The 22,408-nt window shown below is 63.1% G+C and carries 22 protein-coding genes and 4 tRNA genes; 12 read left to right on the forward strand and 14 right to left on the reverse strand.

The genetic code is table 11. The annotated features are described in order from the left end of the window. The 3 genes from O0882_RS16345 to O0882_RS16355 form a co-directional block, all read right to left on the reverse strand. The gene (locus O0882_RS16345) at positions 1–1,245 is read right to left on the reverse strand and encodes an efflux RND transporter periplasmic adaptor subunit (protein WP_289949603.1); all 1,245 of its coding nucleotides are present in this window, start codon (positions 1,243–1,245) and stop codon (positions 1–3) included. A 271-nt stretch (positions 1,246–1,516) separates the two neighbouring features. After that, positions 1,517–2,377: an alpha/beta hydrolase gene (locus O0882_RS16350; protein ID WP_071076623.1), complete on the reverse strand. Its 861-nt coding sequence runs from the start codon at positions 2,375–2,377 to the stop codon at positions 1,517–1,519. Then, positions 2,374–2,586 (reverse strand): hypothetical protein, encoded by a 213-nt coding sequence (locus tag O0882_RS16355; protein ID WP_158301236.1) that lies wholly within the window; start codon positions 2,584–2,586, stop codon positions 2,374–2,376. Before O0882_RS16355 ends, O0882_RS16350 begins: the two co-directional genes overlap by 4 nt. 148 nt (positions 2,587–2,734) lie before the next feature. On the opposite strand from O0882_RS16355, the gene O0882_RS16360 reads away from it, so the two are divergent. The 3 genes from O0882_RS16360 to O0882_RS16370 are packed head-to-tail and all read left to right on the forward strand — an operon-like array spanning position 2,735 to position 5,114. Beyond that, on the forward strand, positions 2,735–3,694 hold the full coding sequence (locus O0882_RS16360) for a LysR family transcriptional regulator (protein ID WP_289949609.1): 960 nt from the start codon (positions 2,735–2,737) through the stop codon (positions 3,692–3,694). Further along, positions 3,691–4,662 (forward strand): D-2-hydroxyacid dehydrogenase, encoded by a 972-nt coding sequence (locus tag O0882_RS16365; protein ID WP_289949611.1) that lies wholly within the window; start codon positions 3,691–3,693, stop codon positions 4,660–4,662. Before O0882_RS16360 ends, O0882_RS16365 begins: the two co-directional genes overlap by 4 nt. Further along, positions 4,659–5,114, forward strand: a complete 456-nt coding sequence (locus O0882_RS16370; protein ID WP_289949613.1) for a hypothetical protein — start codon at positions 4,659–4,661, stop codon at positions 5,112–5,114. The genes O0882_RS16365 and O0882_RS16370 overlap by 4 nt, the downstream gene beginning before the upstream one ends. A gap of 3 nt (positions 5,115–5,117) precedes the next feature. Here the strand turns inward: O0882_RS16370 and O0882_RS16375 are convergent, their stop codons facing one another. Genes O0882_RS16375 through O0882_RS16390 form a run of 4 tightly spaced genes read right to left on the reverse strand, consistent with a single transcriptional unit; the run spans position 5,118 to position 7,660 of the window. Then, the gene (locus O0882_RS16375) at positions 5,118–5,630 is read right to left on the reverse strand and encodes a DUF1993 domain-containing protein (protein ID WP_289949614.1); all 513 of its coding nucleotides are present in this window, start codon (positions 5,628–5,630) and stop codon (positions 5,118–5,120) included. Continuing rightward, positions 5,627–6,490 (reverse strand): hypothetical protein, encoded by an 864-nt coding sequence (locus tag O0882_RS16380; protein ID WP_289949615.1) that lies wholly within the window; start codon positions 6,488–6,490, stop codon positions 5,627–5,629. The genes O0882_RS16375 and O0882_RS16380 overlap by 4 nt, the downstream gene beginning before the upstream one ends. A gap of 49 nt (positions 6,491–6,539) precedes the next feature. Then, positions 6,540–7,076, reverse strand: a complete 537-nt coding sequence (locus O0882_RS16385) for a GNAT family protein (RefSeq protein ID WP_289949617.1) — start codon at positions 7,074–7,076, stop codon at positions 6,540–6,542. Positions 7,077–7,096: 20 nt separating this feature from the next. Then, a complete protein-coding gene (locus O0882_RS16390; protein WP_289949618.1) occupies positions 7,097–7,660 on the reverse strand; it encodes a GNAT family N-acetyltransferase in 564 nt (187 codons plus the stop codon). A 178-nt stretch (positions 7,661–7,838) separates the two neighbouring features. On the opposite strand from O0882_RS16390, the gene O0882_RS16395 reads away from it, so the two are divergent. From O0882_RS16395 to O0882_RS16405, 3 genes are all read left to right on the forward strand, one after another. Beyond that, positions 7,839–8,606, forward strand: coding sequence for a CPBP family intramembrane glutamic endopeptidase (locus tag O0882_RS16395; protein ID WP_289949620.1), 768 nt, complete (start codon positions 7,839–7,841; stop codon positions 8,604–8,606). 9 nt (positions 8,607–8,615) lie between these two features. Next, on the forward strand, positions 8,616–9,266 hold the full coding sequence (locus O0882_RS16400; RefSeq protein WP_289949621.1) for a hypothetical protein: 651 nt from the start codon (positions 8,616–8,618) through the stop codon (positions 9,264–9,266). A 100-nt stretch (positions 9,267–9,366) separates the two neighbouring features. After that, entirely contained in the window at positions 9,367–9,909 is a 543-nt protein-coding gene (locus tag O0882_RS16405; protein WP_289949622.1) for an ATP-binding protein, read from the forward strand. On the opposite strand, the gene O0882_RS16410 is transcribed toward O0882_RS16405, so the two are convergent. Then, a complete protein-coding gene (locus O0882_RS16410; protein WP_289949624.1) occupies positions 9,906–11,051 on the reverse strand; it encodes an alpha-hydroxy acid oxidase in 1,146 nt (381 codons plus the stop codon). The two genes, O0882_RS16405 and O0882_RS16410, sit on opposite strands and share 4 nt — an antisense overlap. A gap of 92 nt (positions 11,052–11,143) precedes the next feature. Next, positions 11,144–12,100 carry a phytanoyl-CoA dioxygenase family protein gene (locus tag O0882_RS16415; RefSeq protein WP_289949626.1) on the reverse strand — a complete coding sequence of 319 codons (957 nt, stop codon included), beginning with the start codon at positions 12,098–12,100 and terminating at the stop codon, positions 11,144–11,146. A 115-nt stretch (positions 12,101–12,215) separates the two neighbouring features. Between O0882_RS16415 and O0882_RS16420 the strand changes: the two genes are divergently transcribed. Then, complete coding sequence (locus O0882_RS16420; protein WP_289949628.1) at positions 12,216–13,088, forward strand: AraC family transcriptional regulator; 873 nt, start codon at positions 12,216–12,218, stop codon at positions 13,086–13,088. 55 nt (positions 13,089–13,143) lie between these two features. On the opposite strand, the gene O0882_RS16425 is transcribed toward O0882_RS16420, so the two are convergent. Then, positions 13,144–13,220: transfer RNA gene (locus tag O0882_RS16425), tRNA-Arg, on the reverse strand. A gap of 271 nt (positions 13,221–13,491) precedes the next feature. Here O0882_RS16425 and O0882_RS16430 point away from each other — a divergent pair. Further along, a complete protein-coding gene (locus O0882_RS16430) occupies positions 13,492–15,636 on the forward strand; it encodes a hypothetical protein (RefSeq protein WP_289949630.1) in 2,145 nt (714 codons plus the stop codon). A gap of 119 nt (positions 15,637–15,755) precedes the next feature. On the opposite strand, the gene O0882_RS16435 is transcribed toward O0882_RS16430, so the two are convergent. From O0882_RS16435 to O0882_RS16445, 3 genes are all read right to left on the reverse strand, one after another. Beyond that, positions 15,756–15,832, reverse strand: a tRNA-Arg gene (locus O0882_RS16435). 78 nt (positions 15,833–15,910) lie between these two features. After that, positions 15,911–15,987: transfer RNA gene (locus O0882_RS16440), tRNA-Arg, on the reverse strand. An 82-nt stretch (positions 15,988–16,069) separates the two neighbouring features. Further along, positions 16,070–16,146 (reverse strand) — tRNA-Arg (locus tag O0882_RS16445). 425 nt (positions 16,147–16,571) lie between these two features. On the opposite strand from O0882_RS16445, the gene O0882_RS16450 reads away from it, so the two are divergent. After that, a complete protein-coding gene (locus O0882_RS16450) occupies positions 16,572–19,034 on the forward strand; it encodes an ATP-binding protein (RefSeq protein ID WP_289949632.1) in 2,463 nt (820 codons plus the stop codon). 309 nt (positions 19,035–19,343) lie between these two features. After that, positions 19,344–20,327: a diguanylate cyclase gene (locus tag O0882_RS16455; RefSeq protein WP_289949634.1), complete on the forward strand. Its 984-nt coding sequence runs from the start codon at positions 19,344–19,346 to the stop codon at positions 20,325–20,327. 75 nt (positions 20,328–20,402) lie between these two features. Here the strand turns inward: O0882_RS16455 and O0882_RS16460 are convergent, their stop codons facing one another. Then, the gene (locus O0882_RS16460; protein ID WP_289949636.1) at positions 20,403–20,798 is read right to left on the reverse strand and encodes a hypothetical protein; all 396 of its coding nucleotides are present in this window, start codon (positions 20,796–20,798) and stop codon (positions 20,403–20,405) included. 309 nt (positions 20,799–21,107) lie between these two features. Between O0882_RS16460 and O0882_RS16465 the strand changes: the two genes are divergently transcribed. Together O0882_RS16465 and O0882_RS16470 are read left to right on the forward strand one after the other, a co-directional pair. Then, complete coding sequence (locus O0882_RS16465) at positions 21,108–21,821, forward strand: ATP-binding protein (RefSeq protein WP_289949637.1); 714 nt, start codon at positions 21,108–21,110, stop codon at positions 21,819–21,821. 50 nt (positions 21,822–21,871) lie between these two features. Further along, a complete protein-coding gene (locus tag O0882_RS16470) occupies positions 21,872–22,387 on the forward strand; it encodes a DUF6265 family protein (RefSeq protein WP_289949639.1) in 516 nt (171 codons plus the stop codon). Positions 22,388–22,408: the final 21 nt, after the last annotated feature.

Consider the following 22,408-nt stretch of genomic DNA (forward strand, 5'->3'; position numbering starts at 1 on the left):
TTATTCCTTGGAAGTCGATGCGGCTTTCGCGGCGATCTTGGCGTCTTTTGCTTCAGGTTTTGCGGGGGCGACGGGCGCGGTCGGATCGAAATCCATGGCCACCATCTGCGGCGTCACCGGTGCGCCGGGGCGCACGCGCTGCAAGCCGTTGACGACGATCTTTTCGCCCGCTTTCAAGCCTTCACGCACCACGCGCAAGCCGTCCGAGTTCGGGCCCAGCTTGACGGCGCGGTACTCGGCCTTGTTGTCGGCACCCACCACGTAGACATACTTGCGGCTCTGGTCCGTGCCGACGGCGCGGTCGGAGATCAACAGGGCCGTGCTTTGCGCCTGCGGACCGTTGCCGCCGTCGAGCAAGATGCGCGCGAACAGGCCAGGCACCAGCTGGCGCTCGGCGTTGGCGAAGGTGGCGCGCATGCGCACGCTGCCCGTGGCCGGGTCGAGCTGGTTGTCGACGAATTCCAGCTTGCCTTCATGCGGGAAGCCCGTTTCATTGGCCAGGCCCACCTTGACGGTGACGGGCGTGCCCTTTTGCGCCGTGCCGGCCACGCGCAGATAGGTATCTTCATCGCCGTCGAAGCTGGCGTAGATGCGGTCCGTCGACACCACGGAAGTGAGGATGGCGGAAGCGTCGATCAGGTTGCCGACGGTGATTTCGGCCTTGCTGACACGGCCGCTGATCGGCGCCTGCACCTGCGTGTACGACAGGTTCAGCCTGGCCGCTTCATACGCGGCTTGTGCCGAGCGGGCGTTCGCATCCAGCTCTTTCAGGCCCGAGGCCTTTTCATCGAATTCGCGCTGGGCGATGGCTTTTTCAGCCAGCAGCTTTTCAGCGCGCGACAGTTCCAGCTTGGCCAGTTCCGCCTTGGCGCGGGCGGAAGCTGCCGTGCCTTCGGCGCGCGAGACTTCAGCCTGGAACGGACGCGGATCGATGACGAACAGCACCTCGCCCTTTTTGACTTCGCTGCCCGGCTTGAAATTGACGGCGGTAATGAAGCCGCCGACTCTCGAGCGGATTTCCACGCGCTCGATCGCTTCCAGGCGGCCCGAGAATTCCTGCGTTTCCGTGATCTGTTTTTCAATGACGGCGGCGGCCGAGATGGGCGGGCCGCCGGCTGCTGGCGCGTCGGGCACCTTGCTGTTGGCCGAATCGCAGCCGGCCAGGCTTACTGCCACCAGTCCTGCCAGCGCGAGCGAGGCAGCCAGGGGCTTCAGCAGAGTGGAAAATTGTTGAACGTTTTTCATTTTATTTCCCTGTTTTATGAAAATTTCTAATGGTATGGGCGGCAGGAAGCAACCCAACTGACAAAGTGAAAAGTGGTGCCATGGCGCCCGACGGCGCTCGATCAAAGGTAAACAGGCCGCCAGCGGGTTAAAAGCGGACGGGGACGACGAAGCTGGCTGTGCGAGCGCACAACGCAGACAAGATGGGAACTACACTGCGTAGTGTAGCAACCGAAACTCAAAAAGTAAACTAGTTAGTGTAAGTTTTTTTGCGGTGCCGCAGATGGCGGCTTCATGACTCGGGCTCCTGCCCCAGTCCAGCGACAAAGCTGGCGATTTCACTCAATACCTGCACCTTGCAGGCGCACTCGTTGCGGGCACCGGCATCCTGCAACGGCGCGGCGGCCATGCGGCGCACCGTGGTCTTGATGCCGCAGGCGATCAGTTTGCTGCCGTATTGTTCAGCTTCGTCGCGCAATGGATCATCTTCGCTGGACAGGATCAAGGCTGGCGGCAGGTTCTTCAGGCGGCTCGACTGCAATGGCGACGCGTACGGATGGGTACGGTCAGCGGCATTCGGCAGGTAGCCACGGTAGGCGGCGGCGCATTGATCGGCCACTTCCGCCAGGTCGGGACAACTGGGCAAGCTGCGCATCGAGCAGGTCGACAGGCCGGGGTCGAGCATGGGCATGATCAGCACCTGGCCCGCGAGCGGCGGTCCGCCCCGGTCGCGCGACATCATGGCGCACACGGCGGCCAGGTTGGCGCCCGCTTCGATGCCCGACACCACCATCTGCTTGCCCGTCCAGCCCAGCTTGGACTTGTTCTTTTTCGCCCACAACAGCACGGCATGCGCGTCTTCCACAGCGGCGGGGAATGGCCGCACCTTCGCCAAGGTGTAGTTGGCGGCCAGCACCACGTGGTCGGGGTTGCTCAGCACGAGGCAGCGCAGGAAGTCGTCCGCGTCCTCCAGGTCGCCGGCAACGAAGCCGCCACCATGGAAGAAGACGATCAGGCTCGATTGCCTGGCGCCCGGCACGCCGGCCGTGTAGACGCGCGCGGCGAGCGCATCCTGCGCGCCCTGCACCTCGATGTCGCGTATCTTCAGCGCCTGGCCAGGTGCCAGCTCGGCCGCGGTGTCGGCAACGCTCATTGCGCCACCACCGGCTGCACCGCAACATCGAGCACCGTGTCGTTCAGGCACAACAGGGCGACGCCGCCCACTTCATGGGTCAGGGCGCTATACCCGCTGGCTTCGCTTTGCGCCGCCAGTGAATATGCATCCGTCGATACCATCGCGGCCAAAGCCAGTACACTCGCCACGAGGGCGAATACTGCAAAGTTTCCATTCCGATGACCCATGATATTTCTCCTGTTGTACTTCCTGCGGCATCACATTTATGCTGCAGTACAACAACTATAGACTTGATCTACAATCTGATAAAGAGTGCAATGACGAATTGATTGTTCAGGATTACGAACAATCGCGCATAACATGATAAGGAATCAAGTGAACAAGCTGCAAGCCATGGAAGTTTTCATCCAAGTCGTCGATGCGGGCGGCTTTACGCGCGCGGCGGAAAACATGCAGCTGCCGAAAGCCACCGTATCGACCCTGATCCAGTCGCTGGAAGCGAGCCTGTCGGTCAAGTTGCTCAACCGTACCACGCGCCACGTCAGCATTACTTCGGACGGCGCGGCGTATTACGAGCGCTGCGTGCGCATCCTGTCCGACGTGCGCGAGGCCGAGGAATCGCTGTCGCGCACGCGCTTGAGTCCCAGCGGGCGGCTGCGCGTGGATGCGCCCACGGCCCTGGCCAGCGAACTGATCATCCCCGCCCTGCCCGATTTTTTTGCCCGCTACCCGGACATCTCGCTGGAACTCGGTTGCAGCGACCGTCCCGTCGACCTGATCGAGGAAGGCGTCGACTGCGCCGTGCGCGGCGGAGAATTGGGCGATTTGAACCTGATCGCGCGCCGTGTCGGCGTGCTGCATTTCATCACCTGCGCCGCGCCCGGCTATCTGGCGCGGTACGGCACGCCGCGGCACCCGAACGACCTGGCGCAGCACCGGGGTGTGAATTTTTTCTCCGCCAAGACGGGCAAAACGTTTGACTGGGATTTCACGCGCGCGGGCGAACGCATCCAGATGTCCATGCCCAGCCATATCGCCCTGAACGACTCGAACGCCTACGCGGCGGCCGGCCTGGCGGGCCTGGGTATCGTGCAAATGACGCATTTCATGCTTGCGCCGCTGATGGAACAGGGCAAAATGGTGGAATTGCTCGATGAATGGGAATCCGACCCGCTGCCCATCCACGTGATCTATCCGCCCAACCGCCATCTGTCCGCCAAGGTGCGCGTGTTTGTCGAATGGGTCGCCGACATGTTTACCAACCACCCGGCCACGCAACTGAAGGGCAAGAGCAATCTTCCCGCGCGTGCCGCCCAGACCGAGGCCCAGCCATGACCGCAGCAAGCACATCGTCCCACCGCATCGTCTTCCTCGACCGCGACAGCCTGATCGCCACTGTGCGTCCGCCCGCCTTTGCGCACAGCTGGGAAGAGTATGCGCACACCAAGGGCAGCGAACAGACGGTGTCCCGCCTGCAAGGCGCCACGATCGCCATCACGAACAAGGTGCCGCTGCGCGCAGCCGAGCTGGCCCAGTTGCCGGATTTAAAAATGATCGCCGTGGCCGCCACCGGCACGGATATCCTCGACCTGGCCGCCTGCCGCGAACGGGGCATCGTCGTGGCGAATATCCGCGACTATGCGCGCGCCACCGTGCCCGAGCATACGCTGGCCCTGATGCTGGCCCTGCGCCGCCAGTTGGTCGCTTATCGCGCGGACGTGGAAGCGGGCCTGTGGCAGGCATCGGACCGCTTCTGCCTGTTCGGCCACCCGATCCGCGACCTGGCCGGCAGCCGCCTGGGTTTGCTCGGTTACGGCGCGCTGGGCAAGTCCGTGGCCCAGCTGGGGCGCGCCTTCGGCATGCAGGTGATCGTCCACAACCGTTCCCCGATCCAGGAAGACGACGTAAAGGAAGTGAGTTTTGACGAACTGCTGGCCAGCTCCGACGTGCTCAGCCTGCATCTGCCTTTGACGGACAAGACGCGCAACATCATCGGAGAGCAAGAGCTGGCGCGCATGCAGCCGACCTCGCTATTGATCAACACGGCGCGGGGCGGCCTGGTCGATGAAGCGGCGCTGGCCGATGCGTTGACCCGTGGCGTGATCGCCGGCGCGGGCTTCGACGTGTTATCGAAGGAACCACCGCCGCCCGACAACCCGCTGCTCAATTTGCGCCTGCCCAACTTCATCCTCACGCCGCACACGGCCTGGGCCAGTGGCGAGGCCATGCAAAAGCTGGCCGACATCTTGATCGGCAACGTGGAAGCGTTTGAACGCGGGGCGCCCGTGAACGTGGTGGCATGAGCGACTTGCAGGAACTCGATGCACTGCTGGGACTGGACGACGATGAATACGAGCGCCTCGACCTGTTTCTCGATGCGGACGAGCTGATCGGGCAACTGCAGTCCGCCGACGTGCCCGCGCTGCTGGCCCTGTGGCGCGTTCGCGGCCTATCCTGGCAGCAACGGTTCACGCAAGCGAGCGGTTCCATTGACGGCGCCGTGCTGCGCGCCTTGCTGACCGGTTTGCTGCAGATCAGGGAGACCACCCATGGCGTGTTTGAACTGATGACACGCCTGCCTGCGACAGCCGACGCCTCCCCGCTCAGCGAGGCCCTGCTCGACTACGCAGAGCAAGCCTGGCATACGGCGCCCGCACGGCAGCGGCAAATCCAGATCAGTTGCTGGAGTTGCGGGCTGTCGGGCCGGCTGTTGAAGCGGCTCGGTTTGTCCTCATGGAAAGAAGCGGGCTTGTAGGAACTATGGCGCGGTAGATCGCTCAAAGCTGAAACCGGGCGCATATGCGTGATAACCGTCGAAATCACCCTTGCCGATGGCCGCGCCGGCGCTGCGCGCGATCGCATACACCATGCCGAAGTGAAAGTAGAAATTCGGCAGGATGTACAGATTCAAATACTCGCCTGCCGGCAAGGCGATGTCGGCGAAGCCGGCGCGGTCGCGGCAGAGGCGGTCAAGCGGCCCGTCAAAGCGCTCCGCGGGGATCGTCTTGAGGTAGCGCATGGTCTGCGCGATCTGTTCCTGCAGGCTGGCGGCGGCGCTGAAATCGGCCACGTCCAGGCCCGCCAGCGGGCAGCAGCCGCGCAGGGAAAAGCTCACGGCCGCGCGCACCTGCTGGGCGAACGGCAGCATGTCCGGGTGCAAACGCGCCGCCAGCAGTTGCGGCGCCGTACCCGTCTTGTCGAGCATGGCGGACAACTGCGCCAGCGAGCGGCAAAAGATGGCGGCGGGGTTGATACGCATCAGCTCCGTCATGACTGGCCCTCCTGTGCGGCGACCTTTTTCAACACGCGAATCAGCCGGCGTTCGTGGCGACCCACGGCATCCCAATCCCAGGCGTCGGTCAGGCCGAATGCCGGGTAATGGCGCTGCCATTTTTCCGCGCGCCTCTGCGAATTGGCGCCCACGTTCGAGTCCAGGCCCTTGCCGTTGGACAAGCGCAGATACACACGGATGACGCCCCAGCCTTCGCATACGTAACGGTAAGTGAGGCCATCGCACTTGGCCGGGTCGAGCGCGATACGGCGCGGAGCAAAGTGTCCGCCCATGTCCGGGTAATGCACGGCCAGCAGCACCTCGCTGGCGCCTTCGGCCTCCAGCCTGGCCGCATACGCGCACAGCTCGGCAGGCGAGTGAAAATGCAGCGTTTCCCGTTCCGGCGCCGAATACGCTTCTGCCACGGCCGCGCCGGGCTTGGCGAAGATTGCCTCGGCCATGGCCGCGATACCTGCCTCTGACATTGCCACCGTGCTCCCCCTTCCCTGATTTGCCGCATAGCACTGCAGCGATGGCCGCCATGCTAGCATGGCGTCAACGGCGATGGCGGGGTCGACATGGAACGGCGCATGCGCCAGGCAATTATTAATGAGCAACATCATCAGCTGCGCATGGGCCAGCGCCAGGGTGTTGTGCATCAGGGGCAGCGGCGTGCGCAGTTCGTGGCTGACGTGGCGCGCGAAGGCCTGTTCGCGCCGCAACACCGCCTGCAGTTCGGCAAAAGTGGTTTCCAGGCCGCGCGCCAGGAAACCGATCTCGTCGGGACGCTCGCGTTCGCTGCAGCCCAACGTGCTGCCAGGCTCAAATTGCCTGGCTTCCTGCGCCAGCCAGTACGCCATCCCGGGCGCCGTACCACGTCATAGCTGTGCTGCGTTGCCAGCGGGATGCTTAGCCTGCCACTGGTGGAACGTCGGCAATGCGCGCATACAGCCAGAAGTTACCGGATCTTCCACGAATCTGCCGGTAGCAGCGCAGATAACCTTCGCGCTCGAAAGCGCAGCGTTCGAGCACGCGGATCGAACGTACATTGCTCTCCAGTACGGTCGCCTGAATGCGCAGCAAGCCCAGACGCTGGAAACCCCAGTCCACGACAGCGTTCACAATGGCCGTGGCCACACCCTGGCCCCAGATAGCAGGCGCCAGGTCATAGGCGATTTCCGCCGTGCGGTGCTGCGGGGAAATGGCATTCAAGCCGATGGTACCCACCAGCCGGCCACCGTCGCGCAGGACCACGGCCAGGCGGATGGGCGAGGACGGCTGGGCCGATGCATAGTCATCGAAATTGGACTGCAAGTCGTCGATGCTGCGCAAGTCCCAGCTCGTGTGCTCGACGACAACAGGGTCGGCCAGGTAGGCATACCAGGCGGGCGCGTCGCTACGTTCCAGGTGGCGCAAGGTCACCAGGGGATGATCGGTGAGCGGCAATCGCGGCTTCCCGCGGTGGCTCACGCGGCGTCCTTGCGCCGCGCTTCCCACGTGCGCCGCAGCAAGCCGTACAGGGCCGTATCGCTGACGTGGCCGCCAACGATCCAGCGTTCGGGCAGGAAACCTTCCTGCTTGAAGCCCTGGCGTTCCAGAGCGCTGGCCGAAGCCGTATTGAGCGGGTCGATATCGGCTTCCAGCCGGTTCAAGTCGCGCTCGACGAAGGCGTATTCCAGCAGTGCCGACAGGGCTTCCTGCATATAGCCCTTGCCCCAATGCGGGCGCGCCAGCGCATAGCCGATTTCGGCACGGCGGTTCTGGCGGTGCTCGGAAAACAGGCTGCAGCTGCCCATATATTCGCCCGTCGCCTTCAGCGTGACGGCGAAGCGGAAGAATTCCTCTTTCTCGAAAGCGGCGATGTCCTCGGCAAGCTTGCGCGCGGCAATGCTGGCATCCTGCCATGGCGGTTCGCTGAAATAGCGCATCACTTCGGGGTCGGCATGCATGGCGTAGAAGTGCGCTTCATCGGATGGCTGCGGCTTGCGCAGGATCAGGCGTGCAGTGGTGAGGATTTTCGCGTAGGCCATACAACTCCAATCAAAGGTTGAGACGGGCAATGCTTATTATTCCATGCAATTGTAATGATGTGGCAACTTTGCAGCGCGGCTTCTAATGTACTATGGCAATGTTTCTCCATATCATAGATGCAACTTCATGATCCGCTCATGCATGCAGTAAAAGAAGCAGCACACACCGAAGCCGACCATGTCCATCCCTAGAATCCACCTCACCATGCCGCTCGCCATCGGCGCACTGGCCATCTGGCTGGGCCTGAGCATGGGCGGCCGCTGGCTGGAAGCGGCCGGCTACGCCTTGCCGGGCGCAGCCGTCACCGGCCGTATTGGCCTGTCGTGGGCGCTGGCCGCCGTGTTCGCACTGGCGCTGCTGCTGGCATCAAGCCGGCGCCGCGAAGCGGGCCTGGGTGCGCCGCAGCCATGGAAAACCACGTGGCTGGTCTGGCCGCCGCTGCTGTATGCTTTGCTGATGTTGCTGCTGGCCTGGGCCGGCGGCTGGCCGCAGCCGCGCGTGCTGCTGATCGTGGCATGCAATGCGGCGCTGGTGGCCATCTCGGAAGAACTGATGTTCCGCGCCATCTTGCTGCAGGGCATGCTGGACCGCTACGCCGTCTGGCCCGCCGTACTGATGTCATCGGCGCTGTTCGGCCTGGCCCACTTGGCCAACGGCCTGGCCACGGGCGACGTCAGCGGCGCCCTGTGGCAAGCCGTCGCCGCCACCCTGCAGGGCGTCGGCTATGCTGCCATCCGCCTGCGCACCCGCTCGGTATGGCCCATGGTCCTCGTGCATGGACTATGGGACTACGCGCTGGTAACGGCCACCTTGCCGAACCCGGCCGAAGACGGCGCCTCCATCCTGCCGACTATCGCCCTGCTGGCCGTGCTGCCCCTGTGCCTGTATGGCGTCTACCTGCTGCGCCCCAGCCAGAGGGCGGCCATATCTCAACTGCAACCATAACGAATCCACATGACGTTTTTTTCCCGTGAGTACGAAGTGTTCCTGCTGCTGGCCGCGCCCGATGCGGCACCGCTGTGGAATGCGGCGCAATGGACGCCGTTTGCCGCCAGCCTCGATGGTCTCATCGCGCAAACGCGGGGCAAGGCCGGCGTGCGCAGCCATCAATACAATCCCAAGGGCAAGCCGATTGCGTTTGGACGCCTGGGCTGGGACGCCAAATCGCACGCGAAGTGGACGCACACGGCGGCTACGACGCAAGCGCGCTTCATGACCCTGGAAGCGTGGGCGCCCACCTGGGCCCTCTGCGAAAAAGACGACCAGGCGCCCGACCTGTTCCTCGCGCTGGCCAACGAATCGCTGCTGGGCCTGGCAGGCAAGCCCCTGCAATTCGGCCAGCGCCTGGTGTGCGCCATCGCCACGGACATGGGGCCAGAGGCGGCCGCCACCTTGCAGGCTGCGCTGGCGCAACTGGCCGCGCAGCAAGATGCCGTCGTCTTCGCCCGCACACGGCGCCAGTGGGGCCGCGCCTCTCCCTACGGCGGTTTCACGGGCGCCATCCAGGATATGCTGATCGGCGGCCTGTTCCAGCCGGACGACCCGCATGCGCGGCCGCTCGATGCGGCCACATTCCGCGAGCCATGGACGCGCATCAGCAATTGACAGCGCCAGCCATTCCATGGCATCGTTCAGCCATGCAATCGCCATTCCCGCCCCTGTCATCGATTATTGCCACCATTCAAACCATGGTGGCTAGGCAGGAATGACATTGACCAAGCCGCCTGCAAGGCGGCTTTGCTTCATCTGGCGTCTCGCAGGCTTTGTTTCCCCCACCTTGCACCTCGTGTGCGGCAAGATTGCATCCGGCAAATCCACGTTGACCGCCCGGCTGGCCTGCGCGCCACACACCGTGCGCATCAGCGAAGACAGTCTGCTGGCGCAGCTGTATCCGGGCCAGATCGCCAGCCTGGCCGACTACGCGGCATGCGCGGCGCGGCTGCGCGCGGCCATCGCCCCTTTGGCCCTGCAGATGCTGCAGGCGGGCGTATCCGTCGTCCTCGATTTCCCCGCGAATACACCGGCCAGCCGCGCCTGGATGCGCGAATTGTTCCAGCAGGCGGGCACGCCGCACGTGCTGCATTACCTCGACGTGACGGACGACGAATGCAAGGCGCGCTTGCGCCAGCGCAATGCCAGCGGATTGCACCCGTTCTCCACCAGCGACGCTGATTTTGACGCCATCACGCGCCACTTCGTGCCGCCCGCCGCATCGGAAGGTTTTACGCTCGTGCGCGTGACGGCTTAAAACGTGCCCGGCAGCAGGATTTTCTTGTCCACCTGTTGCAGGTCGCGCAAGCCGCAAAAGGCCATCGTCAGGTCGAGTTCGTTGCGGATGATGTCCAGGCACTTGGTCACGCCCGGCCCGCCCATGGCGCCCAGGCCGTACAGGAACGGGCGGCCGATGTACACGCCTTTGGCGCCCAGGGCCACGGCCTTGATCACGTCCTGGCCCGAGCGGATGCCGCCGTCCATGTGCACTTCGATCTGGCTGCCGACGGCGTCGACGATGGCGGGCAAGGCTTCGATCGACGACTGCGCGCCGTCGAGCTGGCGTCCGCCGTGGTTCGAGACGATCAGCGCGTCGGCGCCACTGTTGACGGCCAGGCGCGCGTCTTCCGGGTCCATGATGCCCTTGATGATGAGTTTGCCGCCCCAGCGCTGCTTGATCCATTCCACGTCCGCCCACGACAGGCTCAGGTCGAACTGCTGCTGCGTCCAGGCCGACAAGGACGACATGTCCGAGACGGACGTGGCGTGGCCGACGATGTTGCCGAAGCCGCGCCGCTTCGTGCCCAGCATGCCCGCCACCCAGCGCGGCTTGGTGGCCATGTTGATGATGTTGGAAATCGTCAGTTTCGGCGGCGCCGACAGGCCGTTACGCAAGTCCTTGTGGCGCTGGCCCAGCACCTGCAAGTCGAGCGTCAATACCAGCGCGCCGCACTTGGCCGCCTTGGCGCGGTCGATCAGGCGGTTGATGAATTCGCGGTCCTTCATCACGTACAGCTGGAACCAGAACGGTTTTGTCGTGTTCGCCGCCACGTCTTCGATCGAGCAAATGCTCATGGTCGACAGGGTGAACGGCACGCCGAATTTTTCAGCGGCCTGGGCGGCGAGAATTTCGCCATCCGCATGCTGCATGCCCGTCAAGCCCGTCGGCGACAGGGCCACCGGCATGGAAACCGCCTGTCCGACCATGGTCGAGGCCAGGCTGCGGTTTTCCAGGTTGACGGCCACGCGCTGGCGGAACTTGATCTTGGCGAAATCGCTGTTGTTGGCGCGGTACGTCGATTCCGTCCAGGAACCGGAATCGGCGTAGTCGTAAAACATGCGCGGCACCCGTTTCTGGGCCAGCACGCGCAAGTCTTCGATGCAGGTAATGATACTCATGCGTTTCCTCGGTCGATGGCAAGTCGAACCATGATCGTGCATTTACCCGCAATTGTCTATCCGGCAGGCAAGACTGGCGGACAGAACGTGGCTTACCAGTCGCGCGCGCCGAGGATCTGCTCGCCCAGCGCAGTCAAACACGCCTGCGGATAGCGCAGCTTTTCCTTTTCCTCGGGGTCGCCGGGAAACGCGTAGCCCTGCGGCGCGCTGCGCTCGCGCCAGCTTTGCACACGCCAGTCGCGCAGACTTTGATTGTCTTCCTGGGCGGGCGTGAAGGAAATATATTGCGCCAGGCGCACCTGGTCCGTGGACGTGTTCGGGCGGATGCCGTGCGCCAGCAGGCTGTTGAAGATCAACAACTCGCCTTTCTTCATGGCGATGAATTGCATCGGATACGGCACCGTCGCCAAGTCCGGCTGCCACGGGTTGCGATCCGCCGGCACGGTCTTGCGCCAGCTCAATAAATTATTGAACAGTTCCGGATAGCACTGGAAACCGCCGCTCTCGGGCGAGGTGTCGGACAGGGCCAGCACGCCCTGCACGTTGACGGGCAGCGGGTCGAGCGTGGTGTCCGCATCCCAGTGGATGAAGCCGCCAAACTTGCGCTTGCCATGGTTCGGCGTGTTCAGGTTGGCGCGGTCGATGGTCACCCACAAATCCTCACGGTCCCAGATGTCGACGAAGGCGTCATATACCCGTTGGGTCTGGCGGTTATCCCACAGGGTCTGGTTGTGATAGGCCTCGACCATGCCGGAACCGTTGAGTTCCTTCATCGCGTGGTCGCGCAGCTGGTCCCGGTTCCAGGTGGCAGGATCGTGCTGGTCCAGTCCCTGGAATTCCCACAGGAAATCCGTCGTGCGCCGCACCTGTTCCGGCGACACCGCATCCTTGACGATGACATAACCGTAGGTTTGCCAGTGCAAAAATTCGCTGTCGGACAGCACGCGCAGGGGCAGCTGTTTCTCGATGTCGCGCAACTGCGTCTGTTCCGTGTAGGCCACGGACGGGTTGCCGGGACGGTCTTCGCCGTATTGATATTTGTCTTGCATGGCTGTCTCCTGTGTTGGTGTGAGACAGATTGTGCGATGGCACGGCGCCATGAAATGCGCGCTGAGCGGCCAATACTGATACTATCCTGACTATTCATCCGCTTCAAACGTCAGAATGACGCCTTTATTCGAACAAGTCACGATACCAACAGGCCACTCCTGGGGCTTGCTGTGGCGCGAACTCGACACCATTCCCTTCCTCTGGCATTACCACCCGCAATTCGAGCTGACCCTGACCGTCAATGCGCGGGGACAGCGCTACATCGGCGACCACCTGGGCGACTTCGAGCCGGGCGACCTGGTGCTGCTGGGGCCGAATTTGCCGCACACGTGGTCGGCCAGCGAGCGCATCGACGGCGCGCAGCCGATGCTGGCCGTTGTCGTGTGGTTTTCCTTGGAATGGGTGGAGCAGCTGGCGGCCTGTTTTCCCGAGTTGCACAGCTTGCGGCAACTGGCGGCCCGGGCCGGCCCTGCCCTGCACTTTTCGCCGGCAGCGAGCGCGCGCAGCGCAGATAAACTGCTGCAACTGAATGCCCTGCCCGTGCCGCAGCGCTTGCCGCTGCTGCTCAACGTGCTGCTGGACCTGGCGGGCGATACGGGCGCGCGGCCGCTGGCCTCGATGGCGCAGGCGCCGCTGCCCGATGGGCAGCACAAGCGCATGGCCGGCGTGTTTGATTTCATGCACGCGCATTTCCGGGAAGAGATCGCACTGGAAAGCCTGGCGCAGAAGGCGGCCCTGTCGCTGGGCGCTTTCCACCGCTGCTTCAAGCGCCACGCGCATTGCACGCCGGGCGAGTACCTGGCGCGGTTGCGCATCGGCCGCGCCTGCCAACAGCTGATCGAGAGCAATCTCGCCATCGCCGTCATCGCGCAAGAGGCGGGCTATCGCAACCTTGCGCATTTCAACCGCCAGTTCCGCGCCGCCAGGCACGTCACGCCGCGCGCGTTCCGCCAGCAATACCGGCACGCCACCAGAGTGGCGGCATAAAGCGTCCGGACAACGAAAAAGGGGATCAGATTATACAATCTGATCCCCGATATTCTGGTGCGGCTGGCAGGAATTGAACCCACGACCCCTTGGTTCGTAGCCAAGTACTCTATCCAGCTGAGCTACAGCCGCCTAAGACAAGATTATAGCAGGGCTTTGCAGAATGGCAAAGGGCGTGGCGGCACTATTTCACAATTGACGGCCTCCCCTATTTTTCACGGGCCGACCCGCTCCGCTCACTTGCATCTTTCATCACATTTATTTTCTGACTGCGGCGCAAAACCGACAGGTTTATTTCTTCTTAGTCATTATCAATGCATCCATGAAAAATGAATTGCAATTCATGGAAAATTTTGAGAATGTTTACTGGCAGTAATTCCAAAAAAAATACCAAGGGGATGTCATGAAAAAGAATTTGCACCTATTATTGCCGCTGGCTGCCGCCTGCACCATCACCTTCATGCTGGCCGCCTGTGGCGGCGGCAGCAGCACCCCCGCCGACCCGGCGCCACCAGTTCCCCCCGTCGTACTGGCAACCACGCTCAGCGGCACGGCAGCCGTCGGCGCGCCCGTCGCGGGCAGCGTCGTGGCCATCGACAGCAAGGGCAAAGTGTCCGTGGCGGTCAACACCGGCGCCGGCGGAGCCTTTACGGTCGATGTGGCCGGCATGACGGCGCCGTTTTTCCTCAGTATCACCGGCACGTCCGGCGGCAAGCAAGTGACGCTCAATTCCATCGCCACCGCGGCGGGGCAAACCGTCAACATCACGCCGCTGACGGACCTGATCGTCTCCACGGCGTCGGGCCAGCCCGGCGGCACGGCCCTGGCCACCGTCTGCGCACCCGTCGCCAATACGGTCTCGGCCGCCTGCACCACGGCGCTGGCCACGGCGGCGACCCAGCAACGGCTCGATGCGGCCGTGGCCGCCGTCATCGCCATGATCAAACCCATCAATACCGGCAATGCCAATCCGCTGACGGGCGCCTTTGTTGCCAACGGCACGGGCATGGACGCCGTGCTGGACCAGATCCTCGTCGCACCTGCGGAAGCGCAAGGCGCCATGGCGACCGTCACCCTGATTGCCACCAACAGCGCGCTGGGCAGCGTGACCTTGCCTGCCGCCGCCGGCGGCGCTGCGACGATACCGGCGGCGACACCGCCATCGGATGCCGACCTGACCAAGGCGAGCGCCGCAGCCAGCGTCTTGCCGGAAATCCGCGCCTGCATGGCCTCGCTCAGCGCGCTGTATCCGAAGACGGACTTCGTCGTACCGTCGACGGCGGCAGTGTCGCCGTTTATCGACAGCACCTTCAATCTGGGGGCAGGGGTGGGCCAGGCGGACATCGTGTCGGCCCTGACCAGCACGGACCAGGCCGCCCATGCGGGGCTGATGATCGAAGTACTGGGCTTGGCCAGCGTCAACATGCAGCCCTTGAGCACGGATGAAATTGCCACACTGACTTCCTCGTCCAGCACCTCGACAACGCGCGTCGCGGACTTCATCGGCAATCGCCTTGGCGCCGGGGCGACGGCCATCACCTTTACCGCAGGCAAGCCGAGCAGTGCATGGGTGCAGTTGCGCATAGGCGGCGACGCGGGCATGCTCAACTGGAAACTGGTCAAGACCAGCGACACCAGTGCCTGCGCCGGCGGCTGGAAACTGGCCGGCAGCGGCCACCTGGACATGCACATGAATGCGCGCATCCAGCGCAGTGTCGATGGCGCGGGCACGGCCAGCTTTGCGCGCGAATGGGCCGCGCACGTGGAACTCGACACCGTGCTGCAGGAAAATCCCGCCATCAACAAGATCGATGTGCGGGGACCGGGCCTGACGACGTTTGGCGACTTCCAACTACCCGGCACGGCCGGCAGCAAATTGCAGCTGATCCTGCCAGCGACCGGCTACACCCATATGCGGGTGGCCGACAGCAATGGCGCCGCCAGCGCTTTCTACAATAACGCGGAAGCCATTCAAAGCTGCCAGGACCTGGCCAGCCTGCCCGCCAACACGCCGGGCCTGGGCGCCGGCACGGCTTGCATCGACGAGACGAAAGTCGCGCCGGGCAAGGTATATGTCTGGACCCTGAAAACGCCGAATGGCCCTGTCAGCGCCTTCCCGTTCCAGATCAATGCCGTACCGCTGTCAAAAGCCTTTGCCAGGGCCAACCAGGCCAGCCTGTTTGCCACGCTCACCGGCATCACGCCGGCGAAACTGTCATCCCTCCCCGCCGCCACCCTGCTGGACGGCGTGGTGACCTTCAACTACACGCAGTCTGCCACCTACGGTTCCAAAATGGATAATTGCGGCCTGTCCCTGTTCAATGGCGCCACGCCGGTGCTGAACGCGGAACAAAATGCAGTTGGACAAGAAACCTCGTGCACCTTCACGACCTCGGGGCTCAATTCCCTGGCATCGAATGTGCCGGACCAGGCACATTCGGGCGCCTCGCTATTCAAGTTCACGGGACCCGTGACGAATGGCGGACTGTGGGTGACCACCATCGTCCTGGGCAACCAGGCCTCCTCAGGCCAGCCCTATCCGAATTGACGCCCCGTTAACGGACTGAAACATGCCGCGCTGCTGGCGGCGTGTTTCAAGCAACAGTTTGGCTGGACGAAAAAAAACCCGGAAAGCATGCTTTCCGGGTTTTTCTTTACTGCTGATACTGGTGCGGCTGGCAGGAATTGAACCCACGACCCCTTGGTTCGTAGCCAAGTACTCTATCCAGCTGAGCTACAGCCGCAAACTCTGACACACTTCGCCTGACGGCGCGAAGCTTGAAACTTTCATCAGAATGAAGTGAACTCCACCCTGGTAATACTGGTGCGGCTGGCAGGAATTGAACCCACGACCCCTTGGTTCGTAGCCAAGTACTCTATCCAGCTGAGCTACAGCCGCAAAACTTCTACAACATTCCATGAACAACATGGAGGTGAAACTTGTTACAACAAAACCAGGCAAAGTCTGATTTTCAGTATTCTGGTGCGGCTGGCAGGAATTGAACCCACGACCCCTTGGTTCGTAGCCAAGTACTCTATCCAGCTGAGCTACAGCCGCGCAGGCAAACATTATAGCGTATTCATTTCGCTTTGAAAAGTTCGATTTTTCAATCGCTTAGCTGATTTTTGCAGAATACCACCCCGCACCATCAGCCACCTTTTCACTGCCGAAAAGCGCACGCCTTTCATCGATGGACACAACGGCTTTCACAGTGGCATCCAGCGCATCGAGAAGTTGCTGTCTCGAAAGAAGCGGGATTATAGGGACTGCCTTCCCGTCTGTCCAGTGCTATCTGCAGGCGGCACGCAAGCGTGCGGTGGCGCCACGCCGCTTGGAGCTACAATACCAGCAGACAGGGGCGCTCGTGTCTCCGCTCATGCATGACGGCAGGCAATTCCATCATGACCAACGCATTGAGCTTGGCGACGGCGGCCCGGCGAGGCACCAGCCCGTGCGGCAGACTCACCGTTGCAGGATTTCCGATGGCTAAGCATGACCACAAGCAAGATCTGCTCCCCCCATCAGCGCCGCTGAGCCTGTCAGACGAGCGCCTGGCCAACTTGCTGGAGAGCATTACCGACGGCTTCTGCCTGCTCGACCACGACTGGACCATCCGCTACATCAATACGCGCGGCGCCGACATGCTCGCGCCGCAACGTCCGCCCGGCAGCCAGCTGGCGGGCAGCAGCCTGTGGCAAGCCTGCCCCCACTTGCAGGGCACGGAACTGGAAGTGCAGTACCGGCGCAGCATGGCGCAGCAGCACAGCTGCAGTTTCGAGCTGCTGTATCCGCCGCTGGGGCGCTGGCTGGAAGTGCGCATCTTCCCGTCCAGCGAAGGCTTGACCACGTATATCCAGGACATCAGCCAGCGCAAGGCGGCCGAGGAAAGCTTGCGCCAGAGCGAAGAAGACTTGCGCGCGCTGGCCAACTCCATCCCGCAATTGGCCTGGATCGCCAGCTTCGACGGCACCATCGCCTGGTACAACCAGCGCTGGCACGACTACACGGGCACCAGCGCCGCACAGATGGCGGGCGACGGCTGGAGCATCGCCTATGACACGCGGTACCTGCCGCCCATGCTGCAAGGCTGGAAGGCCGCCTTGCGCGATGGGACGCCGTTCGAAATGGAGTTCCCCATCCGCGGCGCGGACGGCCAGTACCGCTGGTTCCTGACGCGCGCCAATCCCGTGCGCGACCGTGGCGGCCAACTGCTGCGCTGGTTTGGCACGAGTACCGACGTCGACCAGGTCAAGCGCGCGCAGGAAGCCTTGCGCGACGAGACGCGCGTGCTGGAATTGCTCAACAATACGGGCGCGGCCCTGGCCAGCACGCTCGACTTGCCAGCCCTGCTGCAGGAAACCGTCGATGCGGCCACGCGCATCAGCGGCGCGCGCTTCGGCGCCTTGTATTATGACGATGCGGGCGATGCCCACCCTGCGGCGCGCGCCGTCAACGGCATCAGCCTGCGCCAGGCCGACACCATCGCCGCGGAACTGCGCCAGGGACCGGCCATGCGCCAGAACGACTTGCTGGCCGCACCCGACGCCAGCGCCGATGGCATGCCGCCGCTGCGCAGCTGCCTGAGCCTGCCCGTCAGCTCGCGCTCGGGCCTGTTGCTGGGGCGCTTGCTGCTCGGTCATCCGCAGGCCGGCATGTTCAGCGCGCGCAGCGAACGCATCGTCTCGGCCATCGCGGCGCAGGCCGCCGTCGCGCTCGACAATACGCGCCTGTACGCGGCCGCCACGCGCGCCGCCGACGAGCGCAAGGTGCTGCTCGACAGCGAACGCGAAGCGCGCGCCGAAGCCGAACGCACGAACCAGCTGAAAGACGATTTTCTCGCCACCCTGTCGCATGAACTGCGCACGCCGCTGTCGGCCATCCTGGGCTGGGCCCAGGTGCTGCGGCGCGGTACGCGCGACCAGGCCGACCTGCACCGCGGCTTGCAAAGCATCGAACGCAATGCGCGCGCGCAGGCGCAACTGATCGAAGACTTGCTCGACATGAACCGCATCACCTCCGACAAGGTGCTGCTCGACCTGCAGCCCCTTGCGCCCGCCAGTGTCATCGCCTCGGCCATCGAAACGCTGCGCCCGGCGGCCGACGCCAAGCACATCGCCATCCACAGCAGCATCGCCAGCGATGCGGGCACGATCATGGGCGACCCCGGCCGTATCCAGCAAGTGATCTGGAACCTGCTGTCGAATGCCCTGAAGTTCACGCCGCAAGGGGGACGGGTCGATATCGGCGTGCGCCGCGAGGCGAGCCGCCTGGCCATCACGGTGGCCGACAACGGCGTGGGCATCAAGAAAGACTTCCTGCCCCACGTATTCGACCGTTTCCGCCAGGCGGACGCCTCCACCACGCGCCGGCACGGCGGCCTGGGGCTGGGACTGGCGATCGTCAAGCACCTGGTGGAACAGCATGGCGGCACGGTCACGGCCAGCAGCGCAGGCGACATGCTGGGCGCCAGCTTTACCGTGCGCCTGCCCCTGGACACGCCCACCGCTACCGCGCGCCAGGAGGGCGGCGCCCCGTCCGCCAGCCCTGACTTGCGCGGCGTCAGGGTGCTGCTGGTCGATGACGAAGCCGATGCGCGCGAACTGACGGAACGCATCCTGCGCGACAATCACGCCGAAGTACACAGCGCCGGCAGCGTGGCGCAGGCGCTGCAACTGCTGGAGCAGGTGCGCCCGCATGTACTGGTCAGCGACATCGGCATGCCCGATGCCGACGGTTTCGACTTGCTGGCGCAAATCCGCGCGCACGCTCCGCCTGACGCCGCCCGCCTGCCCGCGCTGGCGCTGACGGCATTCGCGCAACCGCAGGATCGCCAGCGGGCGCTGGCCAACGGTTTCCAGTCCTGGGTCTCGAAACCGCTGGAGCCGGCCGAATTGGTGGCGGCCGTGGCGCAACTGGTCGCCACGCGTGTCACGGCCCACTCTTGAAAAGATGATGCAAAGAAATACATACTGCAGAACAAAATGACTATTTTTGCAGGTTGGCCTTCCTACTTCCAGACGCGGCACTGTCCTACAAGCAACTAAGCTGAAGTTTGCTACACTGAAATGCAGAAGCACACCCTGCACGGCAGGCAGGAGACAGGCAGCCTTGGCTGCCATCAGTGGCAGAAGCGAGTTCAAGCGCTGTTGTGCGCCGTATCTTGTTGCAAGGCGCTACTATCTTTCCCACCGCCGTCAGCCGATCATCAGCGGTAGAAGCCAGCGTTGCATAGACCGTATTAACCGAGACCCTACATGCCCAGCCAAGATGAGATTTTGAAAGCCAAAATTTTGGTCGTCGACGATTCGCCCGACAATGTCGACCTGATGCTGGAAATCCTGCGCGATGCCGGCTATACCAATGTCACGGCCACCATGCGTCCGGCCCAGGTCTGCCCCCTGCACCGGGAGCATTGCTACGACTTGATCTTGCTGGACCTGCAAATGCCGGAACTGAATGGTTTCCAGGTCATGAAAGGCTTGAAGGAAATCGAGCATGGCGGCTATCTGCCCGTGCTGGCCCTGACGGCGCAGCCGAGTTTCAAGATCGCCGCCCTGGAAGCGGGGGCGCGCGACTTCATCAGCAAGCCCTTCGACCTGATGGAAGTGCACAAGCGCATCCACAACATGCTGGAAGTGCGCCTGCTGTACAAGGAACTGGCGCAATACAGCAAGCAGCAGCAGGAACTGGCGCTGCACGACCCGCTGACGGGCTTGCCCAACCGGCGCCTGCTGGAAGACCGCATCGAGCACACCTTGCAGCAATCGGCCCGCAGCCGCGGCAAGTCGGCCATCCTGTACCTGGACCTGGACGGCTTCAAGGCCATCAACGACAGTTACGGCCACGGCTATGGCGATGACATCCTGAAAATGGTGGCGGCCCGCCTGGTGGGCGCCTCGCGCAAGGAAGACACGGTAGCGCGCATCGGCGGCGACGAATTCGTCATCGTGCTGGGCAACCTGGCCGGCAAGGGCGATGCGCGCGAACCGGCCGCCAAGCTGATCGAAGTCATTTCCGAGCCGTATTTCATCAACGACCTGACCTTGCGCCTGTCGACCAGCATCGGCATCGCCATCTACCCGGACGATGCCAGCACCGTCGAATCCCTGCTGGGCGCGGCCGACACGGCCCTGTACGAAGCCAAGCGTGCCGGCAAGAACCGCTTTTGCTGCTCGCCCCACGAAGTGATCGCGTCGCAGGTCAACATGCAGAAAAACAGCATCCCCTCGATCGCCTGAACTTGCTTTTCGCGCGGCACATGAAAAAAGCCGGCAAGCCTCACGGCCAGCCGGTTTTTTTCTGCCTGGCAGGCGTTATTTCTTGCCCGCCGTCACTTCATGCTGACCCGCATGCTGGTGGTCCGTTTGCGCATTCACGGTGTCCGGCGCCACTTCGATGCGCGTGATGCCCGCATCGACGGAAATCGGATCGCTGGCGGGGAAGGTCATTTCGACGGCATCGTCGAGCAACTCTTCCTTGGCACGCTCTTCGCCACTCATGCCCTCTTCATCGGCCAGGATGGCCAGCGCACTGGCCCATTTGACGAAATTGAGGTTGGACAGTTCGCGCACGGTGGTCACGCCGAACGCTTGCTGCAAGGCCTTGGCATCCTTGGCGCTGACGCCGCGCAGGGCGCTGATGGGGGCATTGACGATGTCGCGGAAGCTTTTGTCGAGGTATTCCTGGTCGACGATGGTATCGATATTCATGGCATGTCCTTTCGTTTCAATAAGCGGGCCGGTGCTGCGCCCTGCGCCGCGGAGCGGCTATGCTGCATGGGGAGAATGCATGGCCCCACTATGGCAGCGCGCGGCGCCCCGGTATGTGCGCAGCCGTACGCAACGGCGGGAACGGCGCCCCTGGCGCAAACGATAATCTTGCCTATGATATAAAAATGATGGGCGGAGATTAAAATTGCCGAAAAGACAGAAATTTTCCATCCATGCGCCTTGCGATGAAATCCTCATGTATGATCCTCCACTTGAATTTGGTCCACCTTTCACCATTCACGGGGCGCTATGTCCGCACAAACAGATCCGAACAAGGAAGCGGCCCAGGCCGATGCGGAACGCGCCGCCGATCTCAGCGAGTTGCTCGGTCATGTCAACACCAGCTGGGACAATGAACGGCGCGCCCTGTCGCGCCAGCTGCACGACAGCCTCGGTTCCTCGCTGACGGCGCTGACCATGCACCTGTCGCTGCTGACGCAAAAAATGCCGCAGGAAGCGGCCTTGCTCGACCGTGCGGCGACCATGAAGCAATTGCTGCTGAATGTGATTGAAACCAACCGGCAAATGCAGATGAAGCTGTGGAACGACAAGCTGGAGTTTCTTGGCGTCAATGTCGCGCTGGGCGAACTGGCCGCGCAATTTGCCGACCAGCACAAAATTACCGTGCGCTGCAGCCTGCCCGACGATGAACTGATTTGCCCCCGCAACGTGGGCGTGGCCCTGCTGCGCACCCTGGAAGAAGCGCTCAGCAACATCGCCACGCACGCCAACGCCACAGAGGTGGACATCATCATCGACGACAACGACGAAGCACTGATGATGACCGTCAAGGATAATGGCGTGGGGCTGCCGGCCAGCGAACCCGTCGAAATGAGCAAGCACGGCTTGCGCTCCGTGCGCGAGCGCGTGCATTACCTGGGCGGCAGCCTGAGCCTGACAGCCAACCCGCAAGGCGGCACGGCGCTGACCGTCGTCTTGCCGCGCATTAATCCGAAAGAATAGTCCTTGCCAGGCGCCCTCATCCGCTGAACGCTTCGACAACAGGAGACCGCATGCAACGACTGATCCCCACCCTGCTGGCAGCACTGCTGACCCTGGGCAGTGCCCAGGGCGCCGACAACACCGTGCCACCGCCGGAAACCGTGGACAAGCTGGCCTGGCTGGCAGGCTGCTGGAATGTCGACGGCGCCGAGCCCGGTTCCGGCGAACAATGGAGCACGGCCGCCGGCGGCACCCTCCTGGGCACCAGCCGCACCGTCAAGGGCGGCAAGACGACGGCCTTTGAATTCGTGCAAATCCGCCTGACGGAACCGGGCCAGCTGGCCTACATCGTGCAGCCGTCGGGCCAGCCGCCCGTGATCTTCAATTTGCTGCGCCAGGACAAGCCGGATGAATTCATCTTCGCCAACCTGGACAATGACTTCCCCAGCCGTATCCTCTACCGCCACGACAGCGAGCGCATCTTGCACGCCAGCATCACAGGCACGTTGAAAGGCAAGCTCACCACCATCGCCTTTCCCATGACGCGGGGCCGCTGCGAAGCGGCGCCGATTACGCGCAGCAAATAAAAAGGGGCCGCGAGGCCCCTT

It is taken from the genome of Janthinobacterium sp. SUN073, assembly GCF_030397665.1.
Lineage (GTDB): Bacteria > Pseudomonadota > Gammaproteobacteria > Burkholderiales > Burkholderiaceae_D > Janthinobacterium.